This is a genomic window from Aeromonas sp. NJAU223 (genome assembly GCF_051125555.1).
Lineage (GTDB): Bacteria > Pseudomonadota > Gammaproteobacteria > Enterobacterales > Aeromonadaceae > Aeromonas > Aeromonas veronii_G.
Genome location: NZ_CP144204.1, coordinates 967,524 through 991,901, shown reverse-complemented (window position 1 = coordinate 991,901; position 24,378 = coordinate 967,524). Strand labels below are relative to the sequence as shown.

25 protein-coding genes, 1 tRNA gene and 1 other annotated feature are annotated in these 24,378 nt (G+C 61.1%); of the genes, 11 read left to right on the top strand and 15 right to left on the bottom strand.

The window, feature by feature from the left end; translation table 11 throughout:
• Positions 1-195: 195 nt before the first annotated feature.
• From VZC39_RS04730 to VZC39_RS04685, 10 genes are all read right to left on the bottom strand, one after another.
• Positions 196-663, bottom strand: a complete 468-nt coding sequence (locus tag VZC39_RS04730; protein ID WP_434668350.1) for a Dps family protein — start codon at positions 661-663, stop codon at positions 196-198.
• A 165-nt stretch (positions 664-828) separates the two neighbouring features.
• A complete protein-coding gene (locus VZC39_RS04725) occupies positions 829-1,047 on the bottom strand; it encodes a TIGR02450 family Trp-rich protein (protein ID WP_349921295.1) in 219 nt (72 codons plus the stop codon).
• A gap of 172 nt (positions 1,048-1,219) precedes the next feature.
• Positions 1,220-1,648: a nuclear transport factor 2 family protein gene (locus tag VZC39_RS04720; protein ID WP_434666160.1), complete on the bottom strand. Its 429-nt coding sequence runs from the start codon at positions 1,646-1,648 to the stop codon at positions 1,220-1,222.
• A 1-nt stretch (position 1,649) separates the two neighbouring features.
• Entirely contained in the window at positions 1,650-3,086 is a 1,437-nt protein-coding gene (gene phrB / locus VZC39_RS04715; RefSeq protein WP_434666157.1) for a deoxyribodipyrimidine photo-lyase, read from the bottom strand.
• Complete coding sequence (locus tag VZC39_RS04710) at positions 3,083-3,937, bottom strand: MerR family transcriptional regulator (RefSeq protein WP_434666155.1); 855 nt, start codon at positions 3,935-3,937, stop codon at positions 3,083-3,085. Before VZC39_RS04710 ends, phrB begins: the two co-directional genes overlap by 4 nt.
• 71 nt (positions 3,938-4,008) lie before the next feature.
• Positions 4,009-4,968, bottom strand: a complete 960-nt coding sequence (locus VZC39_RS04705; protein ID WP_434666152.1) for a YbgA family protein — start codon at positions 4,966-4,968, stop codon at positions 4,009-4,011.
• Positions 4,969-5,122: 154 nt separating this feature from the next.
• Positions 5,123-5,752, bottom strand: a complete 630-nt coding sequence (locus tag VZC39_RS04700; RefSeq protein ID WP_434666149.1) for an autotransporter — start codon at positions 5,750-5,752, stop codon at positions 5,123-5,125.
• A gap of 326 nt (positions 5,753-6,078) precedes the next feature.
• Positions 6,079-6,657 (bottom strand): DUF3157 family protein, encoded by a 579-nt coding sequence (locus VZC39_RS04695; RefSeq protein ID WP_434666146.1) that lies wholly within the window; start codon positions 6,655-6,657, stop codon positions 6,079-6,081.
• A 93-nt stretch (positions 6,658-6,750) separates the two neighbouring features.
• Complete coding sequence (locus tag VZC39_RS04690) at positions 6,751-7,590, bottom strand: hypothetical protein (RefSeq protein ID WP_434666143.1); 840 nt, start codon at positions 7,588-7,590, stop codon at positions 6,751-6,753.
• A gap of 158 nt (positions 7,591-7,748) precedes the next feature.
• Positions 7,749-8,348 carry an HAD family hydrolase gene (locus tag VZC39_RS04685; protein ID WP_434666140.1) on the bottom strand — a complete coding sequence of 200 codons (600 nt, stop codon included), beginning with the start codon at positions 8,346-8,348 and terminating at the stop codon, positions 7,749-7,751.
• Between the two features lie 185 nt (positions 8,349-8,533).
• Positions 8,534-8,656 (top strand) — a sequence feature (Phe leader region).
• 38 nt (positions 8,657-8,694) lie between these two features.
• Between VZC39_RS04685 and pheA the strand changes: the two genes are divergently transcribed.
• Positions 8,695-9,867: a prephenate dehydratase gene (gene pheA, locus VZC39_RS04680; RefSeq protein WP_349921286.1), complete on the top strand. Its 1,173-nt coding sequence runs from the start codon at positions 8,695-8,697 to the stop codon at positions 9,865-9,867.
• A gap of 292 nt (positions 9,868-10,159) precedes the next feature.
• Here pheA and VZC39_RS04675 read toward each other — a convergent pair whose 3' ends face one another.
• Together VZC39_RS04675 and VZC39_RS04670 are read right to left on the bottom strand one after the other, a co-directional pair.
• Complete coding sequence (locus tag VZC39_RS04675) at positions 10,160-10,585, bottom strand: LPP20 family lipoprotein (protein ID WP_349921285.1); 426 nt, start codon at positions 10,583-10,585, stop codon at positions 10,160-10,162.
• A 13-nt stretch (positions 10,586-10,598) separates the two neighbouring features.
• A complete protein-coding gene (locus tag VZC39_RS04670; protein WP_434666136.1) occupies positions 10,599-11,219 on the bottom strand; it encodes a FlgO family outer membrane protein in 621 nt (206 codons plus the stop codon).
• A gap of 277 nt (positions 11,220-11,496) precedes the next feature.
• On the opposite strand from VZC39_RS04670, the gene VZC39_RS04665 reads away from it, so the two are divergent.
• Both VZC39_RS04665 and VZC39_RS04660 read left to right on the top strand, forming a co-directional pair.
• On the top strand, positions 11,497-12,651 hold the full coding sequence (locus VZC39_RS04665; RefSeq protein ID WP_349921283.1) for a flagellar assembly protein FlgT: 1,155 nt from the start codon (positions 11,497-11,499) through the stop codon (positions 12,649-12,651).
• Between the two features lie 50 nt (positions 12,652-12,701).
• A tRNA-Arg gene (locus tag VZC39_RS04660) sits at positions 12,702-12,778 on the top strand.
• 374 nt (positions 12,779-13,152) lie between these two features.
• On the opposite strand, the gene VZC39_RS04655 is transcribed toward VZC39_RS04660, so the two are convergent.
• Positions 13,153-13,722, bottom strand: coding sequence for an MSMEG_1061 family FMN-dependent PPOX-type flavoprotein (locus VZC39_RS04655; protein WP_434666132.1), 570 nt, complete (start codon positions 13,720-13,722; stop codon positions 13,153-13,155).
• Between the two features lie 168 nt (positions 13,723-13,890).
• Between VZC39_RS04655 and VZC39_RS04650 the strand changes: the two genes are divergently transcribed.
• From VZC39_RS04650 to VZC39_RS04635, 4 genes are read left to right on the top strand one after another with little or no spacing between them, the layout of a single operon-like run.
• The gene (locus VZC39_RS04650) at positions 13,891-14,877 is read left to right on the top strand and encodes an iron-siderophore ABC transporter substrate-binding protein (RefSeq protein WP_349921281.1); all 987 of its coding nucleotides are present in this window, start codon (positions 13,891-13,893) and stop codon (positions 14,875-14,877) included.
• A 5-nt stretch (positions 14,878-14,882) separates the two neighbouring features.
• On the top strand, positions 14,883-15,905 hold the full coding sequence (locus tag VZC39_RS04645) for a FecCD family ABC transporter permease (protein WP_349921280.1): 1,023 nt from the start codon (positions 14,883-14,885) through the stop codon (positions 15,903-15,905).
• Positions 15,905-16,945, top strand: a complete 1,041-nt coding sequence (locus tag VZC39_RS04640) for a FecCD family ABC transporter permease (RefSeq protein WP_434666127.1) — start codon at positions 15,905-15,907, stop codon at positions 16,943-16,945. The genes VZC39_RS04645 and VZC39_RS04640 overlap by 1 nt, the downstream gene beginning before the upstream one ends.
• On the top strand, positions 16,942-17,751 hold the full coding sequence (locus VZC39_RS04635) for an ABC transporter ATP-binding protein (protein WP_434666124.1): 810 nt from the start codon (positions 16,942-16,944) through the stop codon (positions 17,749-17,751). Before VZC39_RS04640 ends, VZC39_RS04635 begins: the two co-directional genes overlap by 4 nt.
• A gap of 41 nt (positions 17,752-17,792) precedes the next feature.
• On the opposite strand, the gene VZC39_RS04630 is transcribed toward VZC39_RS04635, so the two are convergent.
• Positions 17,793-18,677: a LysR family transcriptional regulator gene (locus VZC39_RS04630; RefSeq protein ID WP_434666121.1), complete on the bottom strand. Its 885-nt coding sequence runs from the start codon at positions 18,675-18,677 to the stop codon at positions 17,793-17,795.
• Between the two features lie 122 nt (positions 18,678-18,799).
• Between VZC39_RS04630 and VZC39_RS04625 the strand changes: the two genes are divergently transcribed.
• The 4 genes from VZC39_RS04625 to VZC39_RS04610 all read left to right on the top strand — a co-directional run bounded on the left by VZC39_RS04625 (position 18,800) and on the right by VZC39_RS04610 (position 23,405).
• A complete protein-coding gene (locus VZC39_RS04625; protein WP_434666118.1) occupies positions 18,800-20,920 on the top strand; it encodes a TonB-dependent siderophore receptor in 2,121 nt (706 codons plus the stop codon).
• Positions 20,921-21,206: 286 nt separating this feature from the next.
• Positions 21,207-22,031 carry a polyphosphate kinase 2 gene (gene ppk2 / locus VZC39_RS04620; protein ID WP_434668347.1) on the top strand — a complete coding sequence of 275 codons (825 nt, stop codon included), beginning with the start codon at positions 21,207-21,209 and terminating at the stop codon, positions 22,029-22,031.
• Positions 22,032-22,147: 116 nt separating this feature from the next.
• Entirely contained in the window at positions 22,148-23,218 is a 1,071-nt protein-coding gene (locus VZC39_RS04615; protein ID WP_434666115.1) for a PQQ-dependent sugar dehydrogenase, read from the top strand.
• Positions 23,219-23,258: 40 nt separating this feature from the next.
• Positions 23,259-23,405: an entericidin A/B family lipoprotein gene (locus tag VZC39_RS04610; RefSeq protein ID WP_434666112.1), complete on the top strand. Its 147-nt coding sequence runs from the start codon at positions 23,259-23,261 to the stop codon at positions 23,403-23,405.
• Between the two features lie 20 nt (positions 23,406-23,425).
• On the opposite strand, the gene VZC39_RS04605 is transcribed toward VZC39_RS04610, so the two are convergent.
• Positions 23,426-24,214 (bottom strand): DeoR/GlpR family DNA-binding transcription regulator, encoded by a 789-nt coding sequence (locus VZC39_RS04605; RefSeq protein WP_349921272.1) that lies wholly within the window; start codon positions 24,212-24,214, stop codon positions 23,426-23,428.
• Between the last annotated feature and the right edge of the window lie 164 nt (positions 24,215-24,378).

Here is a 24,378-nt window from a genome sequence, read left to right as displayed (position 1 = left end):
AGGCATTCAATTTACCAATTAAGTTTTCATTGATGCAGATCAAAAACAAAAAAGCCGCCCGAAAGGGCGGCAACAGGGTGGATAAAAGGAGAGACAACTCAAGGATCGGGTGCCGGGAAAGCGGGTCGGGTCAACCCGCTTTACCCTCATTTCAAACCATCAGGCTGGATAAATACGCCGCTGCTTTCCAGCTTGTCAGGCCAGGTAGGCGCGCAGCATCCAGACCAGTTTTTCCTGCTGCTGCACATAGTCGGAGAGGATGGAGGCCGTGCCCTCGTCACCGGCATCGCCTGCCTGCCCCAGGATGCGGCGCTGGGCCACCAGCAACTCGCGGAAGCTCTCCAGCAGGGATTCGACACAGGCGCGGCCGTAGTGCAGCCCCTTCTGTTCGGGAATCGCGGAGACCTTGAGGTAATCGCTGAAGCTGTGCATGGGCACGCCGTCCAGGGTGAGGATGCGCTCGGCCAGGGCATCGACCTTGAGCAGCAGATCGTTGTAGATCTCCTCGAACTTCAGGTGCAGTTCGAAGAACTGGTTGCCGCGGATGTTCCAGTGGAAGCCACGGACGTTCATGTAGAGGATCTGGTAGCTGGCCAGCAACTTGTTCAGCTCGGCGGCCAGGGCTTGTGATTGAACGGTATCAAGACCGATTGGGCTTTTCATCATTCACCTCCAGGTGGACATCAAATTGGGGAACAGGGCTAGAATATCCCCGCATAGACTCAAAGGACAATCGACTCTCCCTTGCCCATCCATAGTGAATGTCTATCAAAAATCCCCTGTTCACCGGGTTGAACCATATACACCCCTTCGCCACGAGGCCGCAGGCTAGCTCCAGCCCATATGCCAGCGCGCCCCATCCTCCAGTTCATGGCAATCGAGCTCCTGCTCCTGCAGGGTATTGATATCCTGCAGCACCACCCTCGCCAGCCGCCCCTGGGCATCCCGCTGGCAGGAGACCACCAGATAGAAGTGCGCCCCCGGCCCTTGCTGGCCCTCTCGGGTCCACTTGGAAAACAGCAGAGTGTCGGTCGAAAAGGTGCTCATATTGGCTCCCCCTCCAGCTTGACCCATTCCCATATCCGGATCTGCGCTGCGACAGCGCATGGATCCCGACTCCCAAGACAAGTGTATCGGCTCCGGGGCAGCGCTCACCATACAGGGGATTTTTCCCCGCCCCCATCCGTCATCGCAGATTGCCAGCCACGCCTGAACGCGCTCAGGCGCCCAACCTGGCTCGCAGGGTGCGGACAAACCGTCCGAGCAGGGGCACTTGCTCATAGAGCATGGCGCCGAGATCGAAATAATCCCGCTGCAGGCGCACCTTGCCCCAGGGGTCGAACTGCAGCCGGGTCGCCCCTTCCACCCGTATCGGCTTGCCACCGACGAGACGCGGGTGAACGAAGGTCATCACCCAGCCGAGCCAGGCCTCATCCCCCTGCTGTTGCTGGCTCACTATCTCGACGCGGCAATGCTCGAAGCGCCGATAGAGGGCGGAAAAATACCGGGTCAGCGCCGCCAAGCCCTCGATCCGGCAGACAGGATCCACGAACACCACCTGCTCCGCGTAGATCTCCGGCAGCCGGTGCCACTGCTGCCGATCCCGCTGCAGATAGATGACGATGAAATGGGCCAGCGGTGCATTCATCCTATTTTCTCTCCAGTTCCCGGAACATCTCGATGGCCCTTATCCGTGCCGCAGCGTGATCCACCATGGGGAGCGGGTAATCATGTCTGTCATGCTGCTGCAACCACTCGTGAGGCCTGTGCAACTGGGCGGTCGGCACATCCGCGAGCTCTGACACCCAGGTACGGATGAAGGCTCCGTCAGGATCAAAACGTTGCCCCTGGGTGGTGGGGTTGAAGACCCGAAAATAGGGGGCCGCGTCGGCACCCGTGCCCGCCGCCCACTGCCAACCGCCGTTGTTGGCGGCGAGATCCCCGTCGATGAGCTGGCTCATGAAGTAATCCTCCCCGAGCCGCCAGTGCAGGTGCAGATCCTTGGTGAGAAAACTCGCCACTATCATCCGCAGCCGGTTGTGCATCCAGCCGGTGGCATTGAGGCAGCGCATGGCGGCATCGACGATGGGATAGCCGGTGCGCCCCTCACACCAGGCAGAGAGCGCCTCGGGATCCCAGCCCCAGGGCAGGGCCCGGGTTTCGTCCCTGAACGGCAGGTTCATGGAGAGGTTCGGCACCAGCATCAGCAGGTGGCGATAAAATTCGCGCCAGATGATCTCGTTCAGCCAGACAAAACCGGGCTGCGCCCTGGACTGGGGTCGATAACCGAGCCTCTGCTGCAGGGCCGCCACACACTGGCGTGGGCTGATGATCCCCGCCGCCAGATAGGGGGAGAGGGTGGAGGTGCCAGCCTGGGCCGGGAAATCCCGGTTCTCCCCATAGTCCAGCACGGCCTGCTCCAGAAAATCGTGCAGCCGGCGCCGGGCTTCGACCTCCCCCACCGGCCAGCGGGCCGCCTCCTCAGGCTCGCGTGCCACCCCCTCCACCAGGCCGGTCTCGGCCAGGGGAGTCCAGGGCAAGGGGGTTCCCCGCGGCGCCGGGGAGCGATGAATGACGAACCCCTCCTCCTCCAGGGCCTTGAGCCAGGCCCGGCTGTAGGGGGTGAATACCTTGAACATCTCCTGACTGCCCGTCAGCACCCGCCCCGGCGGCAGCACGCAGCAGCCGTTGAACCAGTGATTTCGGATATCCAGCCCCTGCAGCGCCTGGCTCACCGCCCGATCCCGCCGCTGCTCGTCGAGCTCGATGGCCTGATTGGCGTAGAGTTGGCGCACCCCGAGCCGGGTCGCCAGGGCCGCCATCTCGGCCGGCACCTCGGCGAATGTCTCGACCCGCAGCAGGTGCAACCGAATGCCGAGGGCCGCCAGCCCCTTGCCGAGTTCATCGATCTGGGCCAGCAGGAAGCGCTGGCGGATGGGGGCCATCTTGTGCGCGCGCCACTGGGCCGGGCTGATGACAAAGAGCGCGGTGACACCGCCCTCTTCATCCCCGCAGGTGGCGCAGGCGTGGCGCAGGGCCGGATTGTCCGCCAGCCTCAGATCGTTGCGAAACCAGATGAGCCTCATGGCTGCCTCCCCTGCGGCTCATCCATGGGTGTCACGAGCGGACGCTCAAGGGTCGGCGACCAGGCATGCACCGCGAGCCAGTCCGGCTCATAGAGGGCACCCAGAGGACCGAACAGCTGACAGGTGGCCGGCCAGGGTTCGGCGAGCTCCCCCTTGCCAAGCCCGACTCCCAGCAGCACCCGCCACGCATCCGGCACCCTTCCTGCCAGCAGGGCGGCCCCCCTGGGATCGCACGGGCCGACCAACTGCACCTCATGGCCCTGGTTGATCAGCTCATAGGCATGCCAGAGCAGATCCAGCGGCCCGACCAGGCCCCAACTCGCCAGACAGACAGGGCTCCCCTTCTCCTGCCCGATGAGATGGCGCGCGAAGTGGGCCTGCAGCCAGCCCAGCCAGAAGCGCTGCAACCACTCCCCGTCGGGTCGCTCCCGCCAGAGCCCCAGCAACTGCGTCTGCAAGGGTTGCAACACCCGCTCGCGTACCAGTTCGAATGGATAGCTGGCGAGCAGCTCCTGCAACTGTGCCTCCGCCCTGCGCTGGTTGAAGGCGAGCATGGCCTCCCCCAATTGCTGCAGGCTCTGCTGCCAGTGATCGCGGCTCAGCGGGAGATGGGGCTCGCTCAAGAGCCCCTTCACCTGACCGATGCTGACCCCGCGCTCCAACCAGCTCAGGATCTCCCCTATCTGGCGGATGTCCTGCGCGCTATAGAGGCGATGGCCCTTCTCGGTACGGGCGGGTTGCACCAGGCCGTAGCGCCGCTGCCAGGCCCGCAGGGTGATGGGGTTGACCCCGGTCAGGCGAGCGACGTCGCGAATGGGGTAGAGCCCCTCTTCATCAATCTGTTGTGGCATGAATCGTCCGTTCAATGAGCAATACCGGGGGGCGCCTTGCCCCGCATCGGCGAAAAATTGTCTCCCTCCCCTCACAGGCCATATCGGAGCCTGAGGGATTCCGGGTGGGGATTGAGGTAGACCTGGCGAGCCAGATAGGGGTTGGGGTGCTCGCGCAGGTGGTGGCGCAGCAGGGTCAGGGGCACCAGCAGGGGCACCAGGCCGGTGCGGTACTTGTCGATGAGCTCGCACAGCTCCTGCTTCTGGGAGGGGGTCAGCACCCGCTTGAAATAGCCCTGCAGGTGCATCAGCACATTGGTGTGACCCCGCCGGTTGGCCCGCAGGCCAAGGGCCTCCATCAGCCCTTGGATGTAGCGCTGCGCGATCTCGTCGAGGGGGGCTCGTCCCAGATCCCCCAGCAGGCGGCCGAGGGTCTTGTAATGGCAGGTGGCGTGGGAGAGCACCAGGTACTTGTAGCGGGCGTGGAAGTCCGTGAGGCTGGCGGCGCTGAGGCCGCGGGCACAGAGCTGCTGCCAGTCGTGGTAGGCGAAGACCCGCAGCACGAAGTTCTCCCGCAGCACGGGATCGCACAGTCGGCCATCTTCTTCCACCGGCAAGAGGGGGTTGGCCGCCATCAGCGCCCTGGCAAACAGGCCCACCCCCTCCTTGGCGCCCCCTTCCCCACCCGACCCCTTGTCGTTGGCGGTATAGACGCGCACCCGCTCCATGCCGCAGCTCGGCGACTTGGCGCAGAGGATATAACCGGAGAGAAAATCGAGGCGCCCAGCCTGCCGCTCGCTGAAGGCGATGAGTCGATCTGTCACATCCAGCGCACCGTCCCGGCTCTGGGCCCGCAACTCGCCATCCCGCCGCACCAGCCGGATGGCGGCGCGGGGCGCACCGAGGCCGATGGCCGTCTCGGGGCAGACGGGGTGATAGTCAAAGTGGGCACCGAGCTCGCGCTCGCAGAAAGAGGAGTGCTTGTGGCCCCCGTCGAAGCGTACCGCCTGACCGAGCAGGCAGGCACTGATCCCGACCCTTATCTTGTACATGACAAAGCCTCGCGTATAACTATTTCTCAGTTATAGCACTTATACAAGATTGGTAAAGCCGTATAACTTTTTTGCGCGCAGGACCACAGAAACAAGAAAGCCCATGGTCGACACCATGGGCAAAAAAACCAAGACACTACTACGGACAGGAAGATCAGAAGCTGTACTTCACACCCAGGCTGGTGATGGAACCCTGTTGCAGATCCCAGTGGCGATAGGTGTAGTCGGCGGTCAACGCCAGGTTCTGGGTCAACTTGTAGGCGCCGCCCACTTTGAAATCGTGCATGTCGTCGGTCATGTTGGCGTAGCGATAGCCGGTGGAGAGCTCGACCGCACCGATGTCGTAGCGCAGGCCCACTTCACCGTACAGGCTGCCGCTCTGCTTGCGGGTGATGTTGTCCCAGCCGGAGTCGTTCACGTTGGAAGCCAGTTCCCGCTCCATGCTGTAACCCATCAAACCCGCTTCCCCATAGAGGTTCAGACCGGTGCTTAGGGGGGTGAACACCCCCATCCCCAGGTTGGAGATGCTCATGCTGTCGTTGCCGCTGTTGCGGGAGCTGTATTCGGTGCCCAGACGGCCGTAGAAATTGGAGCCGAAGCTCTTGGAGAGATCCAGGCTCAGACCACCGAAGTCACGGTTGTTGCTGTCCTTGCCGCCGACGTAGTCGGACTTGGCGTGGGTCCAGGTCGCTGCGCCCTTGGCATAGCTGAAGGCATCCTGTGCCATGACGGAGGTGGAAGCGAAACCGGCCAGAACCAGAGCGGAGAGTGCGACTTTTTTCATGGGATTGACTCCATTTGTTGAGCTAGTGAGGACTAGCTGGAATGGGGTCATTGTGACGGGCAAAGCGCGCGGTGCCGAGCGGCAAGCTGTTGCCAAAGCATTGCAGATGTAAGCAAATATTGCAGGGGATTGCCGGTGCAACATTCAAGAGAAAGGGGGCCCGGCGACCCCCTGTCCCCCTCACCTTGCCGGCGCCTTTTCAGGGGCCGGGACGTTGACGTCCTGGCCTGATGGCGGCCTGCGGGCAGCGATTTATCTGCATCCATCGCTATTTCATGGTCGATTTATCCATAAAGCAAGCGAATGGCAGCATGGTCGCGATGGGATTAGCGGAATTCCACCTCGTCTATCTGCACCCTCACCAGCGGTTTGCCACTCAGACCGGCGGGGCGGGCCACTTCGATGGCGCGGGAGGGACGCTGCTCGCCCTTGCGCAGGTAGGACTCCGGCAGGCGGTTCTCACCGGCCCAGAGGCGTACGGGCTGGCTGCCAAGCTGCACCCCCTGCTCGCTGAACAGGGTGACGCTGCCGTTGACCCGCACCACATTGCGGGTGCCGGTGTTGCTCAGCTGGAAGTGCAGTAGCAGGGGATCGGCCCCCTCCACCAGCTCCAGTTTGGCGGTGATCCCGTCCCGGGTCGCCTGGGAGAGCAGCTCGGGGTTGGCCAGCGCCTGCTCGGTCAGCACCGGAGCCGCCACCGCCACCGTGGTGGCCGCGACTGTGCCCTTGGCGCCCGTCGTCAACTCGGCGGGGGCCGCCGGCTTGACCAGCAGATACTCCCAGGTGAAGTCATCGTTGAGCTGGATCTGGCGACCGTCCGGCAGGGTAACCTGGGTCAGGGGGGCAGCCTGCACCAGCAGGGGGGAGAGGCAGAGGGCGATCAGCAGTCGGGACAAGGGTTTCATAGGCGATGGCTCGATAGATAAGCGAAAGCCGTCAGTATAAAGAGTCGGGCGACCCTTGCCTATGACCGGCCTCACGCCCCGGCCATCGACCGCTCAGACCACCCGCTCGAGGGGCTCGTCGATGACCGTCATGTCCAGGGTCACCAGATCGAAATCCGTGCTCTTCAATGCCTTGAGAATGCTGCCCTGCATGTCGAACACCCGGGCCCGCAGCCGCTGGGGCACCCGCACCCTGGCCAGGGTGGTGACCCGGTCCGCCAGGGTGTGGAAGAAGACTTGCGCCTCCTCCAGCCCCATGTCGGAGAGCATCTGCTCGGCCATGTCCACCATGCGCAGATGGTGTCTGTCCAGGGTGACGGGGTCGATGAAGCGGCTGCTCAGGCAACCGTTGCCCCCCTTGCCCCAATGATCCAGCCGCCGCTTGTGAAAGCCGTAGCGGAAGTCCTGATCCGTCATCCCCTGCTCGGCAAAGCACCAGAGGGTGTTGGCAGGCAGGCTGTCGAAGCGTTGCAGATAGCAGCGCTGCTCATCGATGGAGGCCGGCAGCAGTATGGGTTGATGGCCCCAGTTGCTCTCGAGGGAGGCCAGCTCGCACACATAGCGGATGGGGTCTATCACCTTGCCCAGCCGGCCCAGATAGTTGCAGATGAGGATCTCGTCTGTCTGGATCACCTTCTGCTCGATGCCATGGTGCTGACAGTAGCGTTTGGCCCGTGACACCGCCTGGCGGCTGAGGGTGGGGCTGTCCAGGGTGACGGCGCGAATGCGAACCCCGCTGGCCCGGCAGAGATCCATGCAGTAGCAGGCGGCAAGCCTGCCCGAGAATGAGACGACGAGCTCATCATAACTGGCCAGGGTCTCGATGATGCGCTGTTCCCTAGCCTGAAAGGTCTGATCGTATCCCCGATTCAGCATGACAACATTGGCATCCATACAACGACTCCGGATGGTGAATTGGATACTATTTTGTTGTTATAAAGCTGAATAGACCCTTAAAGAATGAGGGTAAATCCATTTTTTATTCTGAAAAGATTTACCTTCCATGCTTTTTATGCTAGGAAATTTCCGGCTGATAGAGGCGATGCCGCCCCTCAGATTGGCAATAATTTGCGCTCAATCATGTCATCCCGGCACATCTTATGGTCGAGAAAGATCAAGCCCTGCAGGCCGAGGGCCTCGGCGGCCCTGACATTGGCCGGACTGTCATCGATGAACAGGCACTCCTCGGCCTTGAGATCGAAAGAGATCAGCAGGTAGCGATAGATATCGGGCTCGGGCTTCATCATCCGCACCCGTGCCGACACCACCTTGCCGCTGAAGAAACGCCAGAACGTCTGGTGCTGCTCCAGCCAGTCGATGCTGGCATGGCCCATGTTGGAGAGGGCATAGAGGCGATGACCGGCGCCATGCAGCTCCTTGATGAGGCGCACCATGGCGGGATCCGGCAGCAGGGAGGCGGGCACCGCCTGCAGGATGGCGAGGTTCTGCGCCGCACTGAGCCCGGTGCGCGCCTCGGCCTGGCGCGCCATGGTGTGAAGGGACAAGGTGCCCCTGTCCACCTCCAGCCAGTCCGGGTGATTGAACAGCCGCTCGGCCAGCAGTTCGGCATCCACCGTCCCCATCACGGAGCGCACGATGGCCACCGGATCCCAGCTCACCACCACGCGTCCCAGATCGAAGATAATCACCATCGTCTCACCTCCTGCATGCGGCCTGTGACACCGCTGAAATCGGATGTTGAAAAAGGGACCAGTACGGCACTGACACCAGCCAGCCCCAGCTTCCCTACCCTGCCTTCAACACAGGGGAGCGGGCAAGTTTTACTTGCATCGGATGCCCAAATCCCTTAATGCTTATGGCGTTAACTCAAGGACACACCCATGCACGCACCATTCTTCTTCGTTTTCTCGTTTATCCGGCCCACATGAGGGAAGGCCCTGTCGTCGCATGAACAGAAAACAAAGACGAATCGAGCCTCCCCTAGCGGAGGCTTTTTTTTGCATTCACCATCATCGAATAGTTGGATAGGGAACCACAATGGCGACGCTCGACGAGATCAGACAGGACATTACCCAGTTGGATGAGGAGCTGCTCGCTCTGCTGGCCAAGCGCAAGACCCTCAGCATCGAGGTAGCCCGTGCCAAACAGGCCAATCCCCGCCCCATCCGCGACACCCAGCGCGAACAGGACCTGCTGGTCGCCCTGATCCAGAAAGGCCGCCCCCTCGCCCTGGATGCCCAGTACATCACCCGCATCTACCACACCATCATCGAAGATTCCGTGCTCTCCCAGCAGGCCTATCTGCAGAGCCTGCTGAACCCCGAGCAGCAGGAACCCATGACCAGCGTCGCCTATCTGGGCCCGCGCGGTTCCTACTCCAGCCTGGCGGCCCGCAAGTACCTGGCGCGCTACAAGGATCAGGTGATCGAGGTGAACTGCCAGAACTTCCGCGAGGTGCTCGACAGCGTGGAATCCGGCCGCGCCGCCTTCGGGGTGCTGCCCATCGAGAACACCAGCTCGGGCTCCATCAACGAGGTGTATGACGTGATGCAGCACACCACCCTCTCCATCGTCGGTGAGCTGACCTACCCCATCGAGCACTGCATCCTGACGGCGGTGCCGACCGAACTCTCTCGCATCAAAACCTTCTACGCCCATCCCCAGGTGTTCCAGCAGTGCTCCCATTACCTCGGCAAGCTGGACGGAGCCCGCCACGAGATCTGCGACTCCTCCTCCAGTGCCATGATGAAGGTCAAGGAGCTGGCAAGCCCGGACGCCGCCGCCATCGGCAGCGCCGCCGGCGGTGAGCTCTATGGCCTGGATGTGCTGGCCGAGCAGCTCGCCAACCAGAAAGAGAACTACAGCCGCTTCATCGTGGTGGCGCGCAAGCCCATCGACGTGGCGTCCCAGATCCCGGCCAAGACCACCCTCATCATGTCCACCTCCCAGAAGCCCGGTTCCCTGGTGGAGGCGCTGCTGGTGCTGCGCAGCCATGACATCAACATGACCAAGCTGGAATCCCGGCCGGTGCAGGGCAACCCCTGGGAAGAGATGTTCTACCTGGACGTCTCCGCCAACCTGCAAAACCCGGAGATGCAGGCCGCCCTGCTGGAGCTGACCGCCATCACCCGCTACATCAAGGTGCTGGGCTGCTACCCTAGCGAAGACGTCAAGCCGACCACGGTGCCGCCGGTACTGATGGGCAGCTAAGCCGCCCCGAATGCGCGAGGCGAGCCAATGGCTCGCCTCGCTTTTTTCGCTCTCCGCCCCTCTCTCCCTGAGCTTGCCTCTGCTTGCACCCCATGCTCACACCCGCCGAATCGTTTAATCAAATTGAACGACAAGCACCCGGCGTTTAGTTTTTTGATGCAAAATGGACAACCTGCATGGCCCTCAGGCAAGCGGGATGCGGTGTTGGCGCTCACGTGGCGCCGGGCTGGCCAGATCCCGGACAACAAAAAGGCGAGCCCCGGGCTCGCCTTTTTGCATGGTGGCTGCTCCCCTAGAACTGGCCCGCCATCAGCTGGTTGAGGCTATAGAGGTTGCGGGTATCGAGCTCCATCTCGGTGGCATAGGTGTTGCCACGGGGATAGGTCGCCACCACCCGGGCACCGCGCACCACGCCGGCCACCGACACGTCCAGGGAGTTGGCGGTCTGGGTCAGATCCTTGTAGCTGCTGCTGCCCCGCACCTGCTGACCGTTGAGCTGTTCCGCCAGCTCCCGGTAGGCATCCATCTTGGAGGCGCGAATGGCCTGCAGCATCTTCTCGGACTGAGAGGGGCCCGGCTGGATGTCGATCACCGCGTAACCCACTGCCTTGAGCACGGGAAAATCGTCCGGCTTTTGCGCCACGTCGTAGTTCACGACCCGATTCCCGCTACAGGCGGTCAACAGCATTGCCATCAGGCAGCCCAACAGGATTTTCATCGCATCTTCCTCATCAGGGGGTCAGGTTGACCAGATGGCCGGACGGGCTCTGGCCCCCCCGCATCAGGTAACCCCGGTTGACGGATGCCCGGCCAAACGAGTTGCTGGCACCGGACAGATATTGTTGCGGGATCAGGCTCTGGGCCGTGGTCTCCACCATCTTGGTCCGCAGGTCGATGATGCGGGCATTGACCAGGATCCCCTGCGAATTGCGGCTGAAGGTGCCGGTCAGGATGCGGGAGATGGGCAGCCGGGAGGAGAGATCCTTGTAGTTGCGGCTCATCACGAAGTCCCCCTGGGGGGTCACCTGGATGTTGCCCGTGGTCTTGAAGTCCACCACCACCTCACCGCGCCGGTTCAGCTCGTAGATGAAGCTCTCCTCGATCTGCTGGCCCATCCAGTTGGTGTCCTTCAGGGTGTCGAGATCGACGAAGGAGGCCACCGCAATGGGCTCGGTCAGGGTGGTGAGGGACTTGCGCTCCATCAGCTGATCGGTCATGCGCGCCACCAGCCAGTTGAGCTCCATCCCCTTGGCCGCCTGCCTGGGGTCGCCCTGATCCCGGTTGATGGGGTCGGCGGAGCCGCAGCCGACCAATGCCAGCGCCAGGGTCAACGCCGTGAAGAATCTGTTCATTGATACCTTTCCTGTATCTACACCTGACTCTGTTATCGGTCGCGGCGGCCAACACTTGAGGCCCGAATTGCGCCGAGGATCGCGCCGGATCCGCAGAAGCGGATCCCGTTACCTGGCGCCAGATGGCCTCGGCCCTGACCTGGCGGCGATCCCGAAGAATAAGGCATGGATCTTGCTTTTATTTCGGGCAATGACATAGGCCTGCCGGTGCAGGCCGTTGGTCGACCTGCGCCCCCGTGGCAGGGCCGACGTGGTCCGTCTATTCAAGGTATCTGATATGAGAGTTGCGCTGCTGTTAACCCTGCTGCTGGCCAGCCTGTCGGCCCGGGCCGAGATCATCGAGGCCCAGGGCAGTGCCGCCATCATCGGCGGCGATGAGGCCTATGCCCGCGAGCAGGCGACCCGGGATGCCCTGCGCCAGGCGCTGCTGGCGAGCGGCGCCGCCGTCTCCAGCATCCAGCGGCTGGAGAACGGCAGCCTGCGCTCTGAGCAGATCCAGATCCGCTCCGGTGGCGACATTCGCCAGTATCGGCTCAAGCGGGAAGAGGTGCGCAACGGCCGCATGTACATCACGGTGCAGGCCGACATCCTGGCGGAACGCCAGCTCTGCCAGACCCAGCACTACGCCAAGGATTTGACGCTGGTACGCCTGCGCATGCGCTACCCGGATCAGGCGAGCCCGGGTGCCCTCGACGACATGCCGGCCGATCTCTCCCGCCAGCTGTTCGAGACCCTGGCTGCCGCACCGCAGGGGGTCGTCGCCCGCCAGTGGCTGGACGAGAACCTGCGCATCGACCCGTTGCATCTGCAGCAGGGGGATCGCAGCGTGCTGGAGGAACTCAAGGCCTTGAGTCTGCGCACCGACAGCCAGTACCTGGTGCTCGGCAGCATCGACGATCTCTCCCTCGAGCCCCAGGGCAATGAGCTGACCCGCTGGTACAAGGATCCCATCCGCAATTTCCGCATGCAGCTCTACCTGTTCGATGGCATCAACGGCAGCCTGCTCGGTCGCAAGGAGTACAAGGGGCGCGCCGAGTGGACCTTCTCCAAGCGCGATCAGGTCGGCAGCAACAGCGGCCAGTTCTGGCAATCGAGCTACGGCCAGGAGGTGAATTACCAGTTGCAGGAGGCGGCCCGCGACATCATCGCCGAGCTCTCCTGCGCCCAGGTCACCGCCCGCATCGTCGGCCAGCACGAGCGCGGCCCCCACATCAATCTGGGCAGACGCAACGGGGTCAAGCTCGGGGATCAGTTCCGCGTCCAGCACAGCGCCGACTTCGTCGACCCTTATGGCAAGTCCCGCGTCATGCGCAACCCGGCCGATGGTCTGTTCGAGGTGGTGCAGGTGTTCGAGGATGGCGCCGTCATCAGCAGTCAGAACAAATATTCGCCGTTTAACATCCAGGTCGGCGATTTGGCGGTATTGGAATAGGAATCAAGGGTTTAAAAGCGGGCGGCTTCTTGTATAATGCCCGCCACAAGGTTCCCGTAGCTCAGCAGGATAGAGCGGTCCCCTCCTAAGGGACAGGCCACTGGTTCGACTCCAGTCGGGAACACCATATAAAGCAAGGGGTTGGCATCATCAGATGCCAACCCCTTGGTCGTTTTGGACAAGTGCCACGGGCCATCCCCTTGGCGTCTTCCAGCAAGAGGAATGCGCGGCCTGAAGTGCCAGTGCGAGCCTCGCTGACAGAAGCGCCGCGATGCGCTCGCGGCGTCCTCTCATCACTCAGTGTCATCCACCGCGCTCTCAGTACCTCACCTTCCGGTCATATCTGTTGGCGCAATGATGAGACTGCATTCAACAGACGAGCAGTTGTCCCTTTCGTTAATCCTGAAAATAATCGTCGATATATTTCAATGCCGGGTTATTGCACCGGCACAGATAATGAATTCGTTATTTTTCTCACCCACCATAAAATAACAATCCGTTTCAGCTTCGCTCATGTTTCTCAATCTGCTGATCCTGAATGATCTTGAGCAGGGATGGCAGGAAATCACGCTGCTGGTAATTGTCTTTATTCCAGAGCCCCCCTTTCATCAGTGCCTTGGGGCAATGGAATAACAGGGTATCGATAGAGACCTTGATAACCAGCTTGGGCATAGTCTTGCCATCCAGGCATATTTCACGGCTTGCTTCATCGGCATGAATGGATGCCGTCCCCCGAATTCTGACGACATCTTCGATGCCCGGCACCACAAACAACAGGCCGACTTTCGGGTTTTCGAGCAAATTGGTCAGCGTGTCCAGACGGTTATTTCCCGGACTGTCGGGAAAACCCAGCGTCTTGTCATCGAATACCTTCACAAACCCCGCATCGCCCCCCCGGGGGGACAAGTCCAGAAAGCCCTCTTTCGTGTGGGAAGCCAGAAAGAACAGGGTGCTGTTCTCGATGAATGTCCGGGTATGTTGATCGATATGGTGAAGGTCTTTCGCCACCGCCAACGGCGCCGGCAGGCTGTAAAGTTCCCTCAGTTGTTCCAGTGTGGTTATCTGACTCATCACATGCATTCTCTTTGGTTATCGGTCATAAACTATTTGTAAATGACACTGACTTTCGGCTCACTTCTAACTGCTAATGGTTTCCATTATCATAATCGCGCTCATGATAACGAGCCCCCAGCCACCCCTGCAATCAAATAGTGATTCGATTGAGTAGAAGCAAAACTGATGTTTAATGTTAAAGCGATTGTCATCACCCTTGTATTGGCACTGACCAGCACCCTGTGTCTGGCTGAAAATAATGTCAGTTATCCCATCACCATTACTCATGCCTTTGGCACCACTGTGATACCGAAAAAACCACAACGGGTGGCGACGGTGGCCTGGGCCAATCATGAAGTTCCGCTGGCGCTGGGTATTGTGCCGGTGGGGTTTGCGGCCGCGAAATTTGGCGATGATGACGGGGATGGCGTATTGCCCTGGGTAAAGGCTCAACTGGATTCATTGCATGCCCCCATACCCAAATTATTCGACGAGGGGGATGGCATCGATTTTGAAGCTGTCGCCGCCACTGAGCCCGACGTGATCCTGGCCGCCTATTCCGGGCTGAGCCGCTCGGACTATGACACCCTGAGCATGATTGCCCCCGTGGTTGCCTACCCCGATGCCCCCTGGGCCACGGATTGGCGCAGCATGATCCGCATCAACAGCCTAGGGCTCGGCATGGTGCAAGAGGGAGAGGATTTGATTGCGCAGATCGAGCAGGATATTGCCCGGCGTCTTGCCAAGTATCCCGAGCTGCACGACAAGACCGCCATGTTCATTACCCACCTAGACCCCACCGATTTGAGCGTGCTGCGCTTCTATACGGCGAACGATTCCCGCGTCAAATTCTTTGCCGATCTGGGTCTCGCCTCCCCTCGCAGCATCGAGGCACTCAGCCGCTCCGGGCAGTTCTCCGGGGAGGCCAGCATCGAGCAGGTCGATGCCTTCGATGACGTCGACATCTTCGTCACCTATGGCGGCAAGGCCTTGCTCGATCCGCTCTCTGCCAACCCCTTGATGGCCAAGATGCGGGCCGTTAAGCAGGGCTCCATGGTCATGCTGGGTGGCGGGACGCTGGCGACGGCGGCGAATCCGACGCCGTTGTCCATCTCCTGGGTGCTCGACGATTATCTGGAGGCGCTGGCAGCCGCTGCTCGCAAGGTGAAATGAGCGGCATGCCATTGAAACGCCATGCCTCCTCCGCCCCGCTGCTGAACCGCTCAACCAGCCTGTTGCTGCTGGTGCTGGTACTGCTCATGCTCAGCCTGCTCTCGGTCACCTTCGGCACCCGTGATGTCTCCTGGGCCGAGATCACCGGCGCGCTGCAGGGGCAGATCGATACCGTGGGGGAAGCCGCCGTCGCCATGCGCATTCCCCGTACCCTGCTGGCGGTGATCGTTGGCGCCTCCCTGGGCCTGTCCGGCGCCGTCATGCAGGGGATCACCCGCAATCCGCTGGCGGATCCCGGCATTCTCGGGGTCAACATAGGGGCGGCCTTCTTTGTGGTGATAGGCCTGGCGTGGTTTGGGATCGAGCAGCTGCACAGCTACGTGTGGATGGCCATTCTGGGCTCCGCGGTGACGGCGGCCTTCGTCTACACCATCGGCTCCATGGGCCGGGGTGGGGCCACCCCTCTGAAACTGGCGCTGGCTGGCGCCGCCACCTCCGCCGCCCTCTCCTGCTTTACGCTGGCGGTTGTCCTGCCGCGCAACGACATCGCGGGCGGTGTCCGCTCCTGGCAGATAGGCGGGGTCGGCGGGGCCACCTTCGAGGCGATGCAATTCGTGCTGCCTTTCATGCTGGCGGGCCTGGTGATCACCCTGGCGACCGCAAGAAAGTTGAACTCCCTCGCCCTCGGGGATGACTTGGCCGCCGGCCTCGGTGAAAACGTGGCCTGGGCCAGGGGGAGCGCCGGGCTCGGTGCCATCCTGCTGTGTGGCGCCGCCACCGCCATCTGTGGCCCCATCGGTTTCGTGGGCCTGGTTGTTCCGCATTTCTGTCGGCTGCTGGTCGGGGTGGATCACCGCTGGCTGCTGCCCTTCTCCGCCCTCGGCGGCGCCAGCCTGCTGGTGCTGTCAGACCTCGTCGGTCGCCTGATTGCCAGGCCCAGCGAATTGGCCGTCGGGGTGGTAACGGCCTTCATCGGTGCCCCCTTCTTCATCTGGGTGGTCCGTCGTCAACGGGTCAGGGAGCTGTGATGAATGAGCGAGTGAACCTGATCCGTCAGGTAAAAGCGGTACGCTTGCAACGATCCCGCCGCTGGATGGGCATCGCCTTCACCCTGTTGCTGCTCTCGGCGGCGACCTGGTGGCTCACATTGCTGCTGGGGCAGTCTTACACCCCACCCTCCGTCGTCTGGCAAGTGCTGACCGGTGAACAGGTGCCAGGCGCCAGCTTCACCGTGGGGCAGCTGCGCCTGCCCCGTGCGCTGATCTCCCTGCTGGTGGGGATGAGCTTTGGCCTGGCCGGGGTCGTGTTTCAAACCATGCTGCGCAACCCGCTGGCCAGCCCGGATATCGTCGGCGTCTCATCGGGTGCCAGCGCCGCCGCCGTCTTTGCCATCGTGGTACTCAAGATGGATGGATCCTCCATCGCACTCTTTTCCATCGCGGCCGGATTGGCGGTGGCCCTGTCGGTATACGGGCTCTCCTACTGCAACGGGGTCGCCGGCACCCGCCTTATCCTCATCGGCATTGGCGTATCGGCGATGATCGAAAGCTTCATCGCCTATCTGCTCTCCCAGGCCAACTCCTGGGATCTGCAGGAGGCGATGCGCTGGCTGGCGGGGAGCGTCAACTCGGTTCAGCTCCATCAGGCCTTGCCCCTGCTGTTCTCCCTTGCCGTCTTCGGCGGTCTGTTGCTGCATCGCGGCAAAGATATTGAAGCCTTGCGGCTGGGGGAAGACACGGCCGCGGCCTTGGGGGTGAATATCGGGCTGACACGTCTCGTGGTGATGATCTGCGCCGTCGGACTGATTGCCGTCGCGACGGCGGTAACCGGCCCCATCGCCTTCGTCGCCTTCCTGTCCGGCCCGATTGCGGCACGCATCGTCGGCACGAACGGCTCTCTATTCATTCCGGCGGCCCTGGTGGGCGCCAGCCTGGTGTTGGCAGGGGATTATATTGGCCAGTTCTTGTTGCCAAGCCGTTATCCCGTTGGTGTCGTCACCGGGGCCCTGGGGGCGCCGTACCTCATCTATCTCATCATCCGTGTCAATCGTAAAGGGGGTGCGCTGTGACCATCGCTCATCGCATGGTGGTTGAGCAGTTGTCTGCTGGCTACGGTGAAAAAACCATCCTGCAGGATGTAAATCTCGACATCATGCCAGGCAAGATCACCGCCATTGTCGGGGCCAATGCCTGTGGCAAATCGACGCTGCTGCGTACCCTGTCCCGCTTGCTGGCCCCGACCCAGGGGCAGGTCCTGCTGGACGGGAAATCGGTCCATCACACCCCGACCCGCATGCTGGCCCGCACCCTGGGACTCTTGCCGCAATCTCCCATCGCCCCCGAGGGGATCACGGTCGGGGATCTGGTGGGGCGAGGGCGCCACCCCCACCATCAGTTCATGTCCCGCTGGAGCAGCCGGGATGATGAAGCCGTGGCCAACGCCCTAGCGCTGACCAAGACCGCAGATCTTATCGACCGGGACGTGGATCAGCTGTCAGGGGGGCAGCGCCAGCGGGTATGGATAGCGATGGCCCTGGCCCAGGAGACGGACATCTTGCTGCTCGACGAGCCGACCACCTTCCTGGATGTCACCCACCAGATAGACGTGCTGGATCTGCTGGTCGATCTGAATCTGCAGCGCGGCGTCACCATAGTGATGGTGCTACATGATCTCAATCTGGCAGCACGTTATGCAGATTATTTACTGGCGATGAAGAATGGCCAGGTTCACATCCATGGCGAGCCGCCAAAGGTGTTCACCAGAGAGATGATCCAGACGGTCTTCGGCTTGAATAGCCATATTATTCAAGATCCGATCTCGCATATTCCCATGATGATCCCGATCGGGCGCCACAAGCAGAATACATCCCTGTAAACATCGAAAAATAATGCCCATCGCAACACGATGGGCATTATTTATTCATGCTGAGACAGGAGTTCGAGAAAGGTGCTGAGTGCAGGGTTGTCGGAGGTGTGTTTATAAATGAAGTGCAGCGGTGTCGTCTGAGGCAGAATATCCAGGGAGGTATAGCGGATCATTTTTGACTGACGACTGAGGTGGCGTTCATTGACGATGGCGATGCCATTGCCAGAGGCAACCAATCCCAACATGGTGCCTTCACCGTGTGCCCATTGGGTAACTTCCGGCCGCCATTCCATCTCCTGGAATAATGCCTCTTGCCAGTCGTAGTAATTGGGATCCGTGGTTCTGGGCAGACGAACGGCAGAGAACTGATTCAACTCTTCGACCGTGATGGAACACGGAATATGAATATCCCAACTGGCCGGGTAGGCAAGCACGAGTTTATCTTGTGCGATCGGTTGCACCACATATTCAGAGGGAAGTTCTGGGAAGTGATACAAGAAGGCGCCGTCTATCTGATCCAGCTCCAGGCGTTTTAGCAACACCATGGGCGTATCCGAGTAGACTTCCAGTTCGACCTCGATATTGGTGTGGTGAAACTGGTTAACACATTGTGTGACTTCACCTTCCCATAATACGAAATCCGGTGCGCCCAGTGTGAGCGAACCATATTCCGTATGGGTAAACTGGCGCATTCTCTCATTGGCATCGTCAATTTGACGAATGATGGCCCCCAGTTCCTTCTGATAGACCTTTCCCGCCCTGTTTAAACGCAGCCCTCTCGGCAGGCGATCAAACAGTTGCACACCCAATTCGGATTCCAGTTCTTTTATCTTTCTTGAGATGGCAGGTTGAGTGACGTGAACCCTCTGGGCAGCTGAACGGATATTTTGCGTTTCAGCAACGGCCAGAAAGTACTTCAGCTGACGTAATTCCACTCGACTTCTTTCCCTGTCGGCATCAATCGATGTTTATATATTAATTTAATTTGTTGCAAATGACAAGTATTATCATTTGCGTTATCACAACGTTAAAAGCTTGTCAAACGGAACCGGACAGAATGAATAATACTAGCAGTGGCACTCTCTCACCTATAAATCGCTATAAGATCAAATACCTGTGGTTATGTTGCGCCTCTGCGCTGACTTGCTCAGGATTTACCTACGCGGAGGACAAGGTCGACGATCAGCAAACCGAGGCTTATCGCATCAACACCATCACTGTCTATGGCCAGCCGGTATCGGACGATAGTGAGACGACCGTCTCCAAGGAGCTGTGGGTGGGCGGCAAGGTCGCCACCAGCGTGCTGGATACGCCGGCCCTCGTCTCCGTGATCACCGAGAAAGAGATCAACCAGCGCAACGCCACCACCACGGAAGAGGTGTTGCAGTATTCCCCCGGCCTGGTCACCGACTACTATGGCTCGGATGATCGCAACGACTACTTCACCATCCGTGGCTTCCAGGCCACCACCTATCGCGATGGCCTGACCCTGGGATCCATGCGTGGCGTGCGTGAAGACCCCTACGCCTATGAGCGCGTGGAAGTGATCCGCGGCGCCAACTCGACCCTGTTTGGCCCGGCCGATCCGGGTGGCTCGGTCAACTTCGTGAGCAAGCGCCCCAAGTTCAAGCGCTTCGGTGACAGCTACATCTCCTATGGCTCGTTTGACAGCAAAGAGATCGGGGTCGATTTTGGCGACACCCTGAACGAAGACAAGACCCTGGCCTACCGCTTCACCACCAAGCTGAAGAAGGGGGAGCTGGAATACGATCATTCGAAAGATGACTCCCAGCTGGTGATGGGCAGCCTGACCTGGCAGCCCTCCGCGGATACCACGGCCAGCCTGATCATCGATTACCTCGGCCGGGACTCCACCCCGAACAGCGGCGGATATCCTCTGGATAAAGAGTATGATCGCAGCAGTTTCTATGGCGAACCTGACTACAACAAGCACGATGTAGAGCGGACCAACGTCAGTGCCCAGCTCACCCACTATTTCTCCAGCGATCTCAAGCTGAGCGCCAACCTGCGTTACAGCGATCTGAAGGACAACTTCGGGTATATCTACCTCTACGACTTCGTCGGTCGTACCGGCAGTGATGTCTCCCGCTACTACTTCGGTACCGACACCTCGTCCAACGAGCTGATCGGCAACACCATGCTGCAATACGATGCAAACTTCGGCCGCATCGACAGCAGCACCCTGATCGGGCTGGAGTATCGCGATGCCTCGAGCAAGGATCAGTCCGTCTATGGCTCGGCCAGCCCCATCAACATCGACAATCCGGTCTACAGCGGTGTCCCCGTCATCGGTGCCCCCTACAGTAAGAACGATCAGGACTACCAGACCACCTCGGCCTTCTTGCAGCAGAACCTCTCGCTGGACGATCGCTATATCCTGACCCTGGGTGCCCGTCATGACTACATGGACTTGTCGAGCCGCGACATCAGCGACGTGGAGAGCAGCGATGACTTCTCCGAGACCTCGCTGCGGGCGGCCCTGACCTACAAGCTGACCCAGGAGTGGTCCACCTATGTCAGCCAGGTTGAGTCCGTTGCCCCGCCCGCCATCGGCGTCAAACCCGAGCGCGGCGAGCAGCTTGAGCTGGGGGTGAAATACGCGCCCGAGTCGGTCAACGCCCTCTTCTCTGCCGCCATTTATGACCTGAACAAGAAAGATGTCACCATGGCCATCGTTCAGGACAACGGCACCATAGAGCGGGAAACCGTCGGTGAAACCCGGGTCAGAGGCTTTGATCTGGAGATGAAGGCGGAAGTGGCTAAAAACTTCAACCTGACGGGCGGCTACTCCTACATGAAGTCCGAGGTCGTGCGCGGCTCCACACGCTCCGGCGCCTCCCTGGAAGGGAATGAGTTCGCCAGCACGCCGAACCACTCCGCGTCCTTGTGGGGCTACTACACCCTGCCCATCGAGACGATGGATGTCGGCCTGGGTGCCCGCTATGTTGGCAGCTATTACTTCGACCCGGACAATACCGCCAAGAGTGAAGCCGCCACCCTGCTGGATGCCGCCTTCGCCTACCGCATCACCAAGGATGCCAACCTGTCGTTCAATGTCTCCAACCTGACCGACAAGCAGTACGTGGTCGGCTCGGCGACCGCCAACTACTACAACCCGGGCCGCGCGTTCAACGCAGCGATCAATTACGCCTGGTAAGTCGTCCCCCCTAAAGAGCCGCCATCGCGGCTCTTTTTTATGGGTCTCCTGCAACCCTGGCAGCGTCACTCCGTCTGCAGAGTCCCACCAGGATGAGCACAGCCATTGCGATACTCCTTCCTGACCATGTCGCCCGGCACAGACAAGACGCACGGGGCAATCTGTGATCCCGGCCGCTTTGGCTCCACCTGTGGCTATGATGGCCCGCATCCTCATGTACACTCAGAAAATCGGTCGCCGATATCGGTGGCCAGACGTCATGGCATCGCTGCAAGAGAAGGACATCATGGGCAACAAGAAGAAAACCAAGGCAGAACAGGCGGCGCCGACGCCAGAGCTCAAACCCCTTGGGACCAAGGAGTACGAAAAAGAGCTGCGCCGCCTGCACGTGGAGCTGGTGAAGCTGCAACGCTGGGTCGTCCACAAGGGGCTCAAGGTCTGCATCGTATTCGAGGGGCGCGACGGGGCCGGCAAGGGGGGCGTCATCAAGGCCATCACCGAGCGGGTCAGCCCACGGGTATTTCGGGTGGTTGCCCTGCCTGCCCCCACGGAGCGGGAGAAGAGCCAGCTCTACATGCAGCGCTATGTCCCCTTGCTGCCCGCCGCCGGCGAGATCGTCATCTTCGATCGCAGCTGGTACAACCGGGCCGGGGTGGAACGGATCATGGGCTTTTGCACCCCGGAGGCTAGCGACAAGTTTCTGGCCAGCACACCGCAGATGGAGTGGTCCATGGTCGATGCGGGCATCATCTTGCTGAAATACTGGCTGGAGGTCACGCCAGAGGAGCAGGAGCGTCGCCTGCGGGACAGGATCGACGACGGCCGCAAGATCTGGAAACTCTCCCCCATGGACATCAAATCCTTCGACCGCTGGGATGACTACACGGAGGCGCGGGACGCCATGTTCGCCGCCACCGACACCACCTGGGCACCCTGGTTCGTGGCCCACTCGGAGGACAAGAAGAAGGTGCGCCTCAACATCATCTCCCACCTGCTGGCCCACATCCCCTACGAGGAACTGCCGGTGGATCACGTCAAGCTGCCCAAGCGCAAGATTGGCAAGGCCAAGCCCACCGATCACCCCTTCCGCTACGTGCCGGAACTGTTCTGATCCCCAGCCTGCCCCTGCCCGTGCAGGGGCTTGTCACATCCTGTGTCGCCCCTTTCCCTCTACACTTCAGCCATGTTGGTGTTGACCACGCCAGGATCTTGAGAGGAGGTATCCCTTTGTTTTCACTCTCCGTTCGACTGCTTGCCCTGCTGCTGATCTGCCTCGCCACTCCGTTGCGGGCCCTGACCCTGACACCGATCGCAACCGATCTTGCCCATCCCTGGGGGCTGGCCTTCCTGCCGGATGGGGGTTATCTGGTGAGCGAGCGGCCCGGCCGCTTGCTGCGCATCGATGCCAAGGGAGAGCGTCATCCGATCGCCGGCCTGCCGCCCATCGCCAGTCAGGGCCAGGGGGGCTTGCTGGATCTCGCCCTGGATGGGGATGGTTGGCTCTATCTCAGTTACAGCGAGCCCGGTGACGGAGGGGCCGGTACCGCCGTGGCCCGTGCCCGCTTGCAAAAAGATACCCTGATGGACTGGCAACCGCTGTTTCGCCAGCAACCCAAGGTAGCCGGCGGTGCCCACTTCGGCTCCCGGCTGGTGCTGCTGGATGACTACCTCTTCATCACCCTGGGCGATCGCTACACAGAGCGGGAGCGGGCCCAGAGTCTCGACAACCACCTCGGCAAGACGGTGCGCCTCCACAGGGACGGCCGGGTCCCCGTCGACAACCCTTTCGTCAAGACGGCCGGGGCCCTGCCCGAGATCTGGAGCCTGGGCCATCGCAACATGCAAGGGGCCGCCCTGCGCCCCGGCAACCAGCAGTTCTGGACGCACGAGCATGGCCCGCAGGGGGGTGACGAGATAAACCTCATCCAGCCCGGCCACAACTACGGCTGGCCCAAGGTCACCTTCGGCGAGGAGTATGGGGGCGGCAAGATTGGCACGGGCCAGAGTGCCCCCGGCATGACGGCGCCGCTCTGGATCTGGGTACCCTCCATCGCCCCCTCCGGCATGACCTTTTATCAGGGGACGCTATTCAAGGAGTGGCAGGGAGATCTCTTCGTCGGCACCCTGCGCGGTCAGTCCCTGATGAGGCTCAGCCTGGAGGGGGACAAGGTCGTCTCGCAGGAGCGGCTGCTCACCGACCTGGGGGAGCGGATCCGCACCGTCAAGGAGGGGCCTGACGGCGCCCTCTATCTGCTGACCGACTCGGGCAAGGGGCGGCTGCTCAGGCTCACCCCCTGATCCGGATGTGATGATGGCCGAGGCGCCACAAGGAGGATGTATGAACAAGTGTCGAAACCTGCTGGTGCTGTGCGCCTGCCTGTTGCTGCTGGGCTGCAGCACCATTCACGGCATGGGTCGGGATGTGGAGCGGGCCGGGGAAGTCATTCAGGGATCCGCCAAGCTCGCGGACGAAACGGCCCGCTGAGCAGCGGCAGATCCCAACCCTCAGTCCGTGCCTGCCGCCGCCATGGTGAGGGGGGCCATGGTCAGCTTGACCCCGTGCTGGGCCAGCAGCTCCCGGGCGCTGTCCGGCAGTTGATCGTCGGTGATCACCTGATCGATGGCATCCCAGCCCACCACGTTGAAGGTCCCTACCTTGCCATATTTGGACGAGTCGCAGATGAGGATGCGGCTCGCCGCCGACTCCACCACCGCCCGTTTCACCGGCACCTTCTGCTCGCTCGGGGTGGAGATCCCCTGCCCGTCCCAGGAGGAAGAGGAGAGAAAGGCCACGTCCAGGTGCAGGTTGCGCAGGAAGTGGGCGGTCGCCTCACCGGCGCAGGACTGGTTGTCACGAATGACCTGGCCGCCGGTGTGGTAGAGCCGGCAGCGGCCGTGCTCGATGAGGTAGGCGCAGACCATGAAGTCGTTGGTCACCACCATGAGATCTTCTCGCAGCGCCAGCTCGCGCGCCAGCTCCAGGGAGGTGGTCCCCGCATCCAGATAGACGGTGCAACCCTCCGCCACCTGGGCCGCCGCCAGCCGGGCGATGGCGAGCTTGGCTCCCTGCATCAGGCTGCGCTTGGTGGCATGGGAGGGCTCGCTCTTGATCCGCTGGGAGAGGCTGACCCCTCCCGATACCGAGAGTACCCGTCCCATCTGCTCCAGTTTCTGGATGTCCCGCCGGATGGTCATGTGGGAGACCTGCAGCAGGTCGGTCAGTTCCACTATGCTGACCACGCCGCGCTCTGCCAGCAGGTGCAGGATCTGTTGCTGTCGCTCTACGGGTATCATGGGGTTCACACCTTGGGAAAAGAGGGGGTCATTCTACCCCAGTGACATGGGAAAAAATGATAAATAAGCTCGAAGCGACTCACAAATCACATTTATTCACATAAAACTGTGACCCATACAAATCCAACCTCAACGAAATAACAAAAATTAACACACGAATAGTT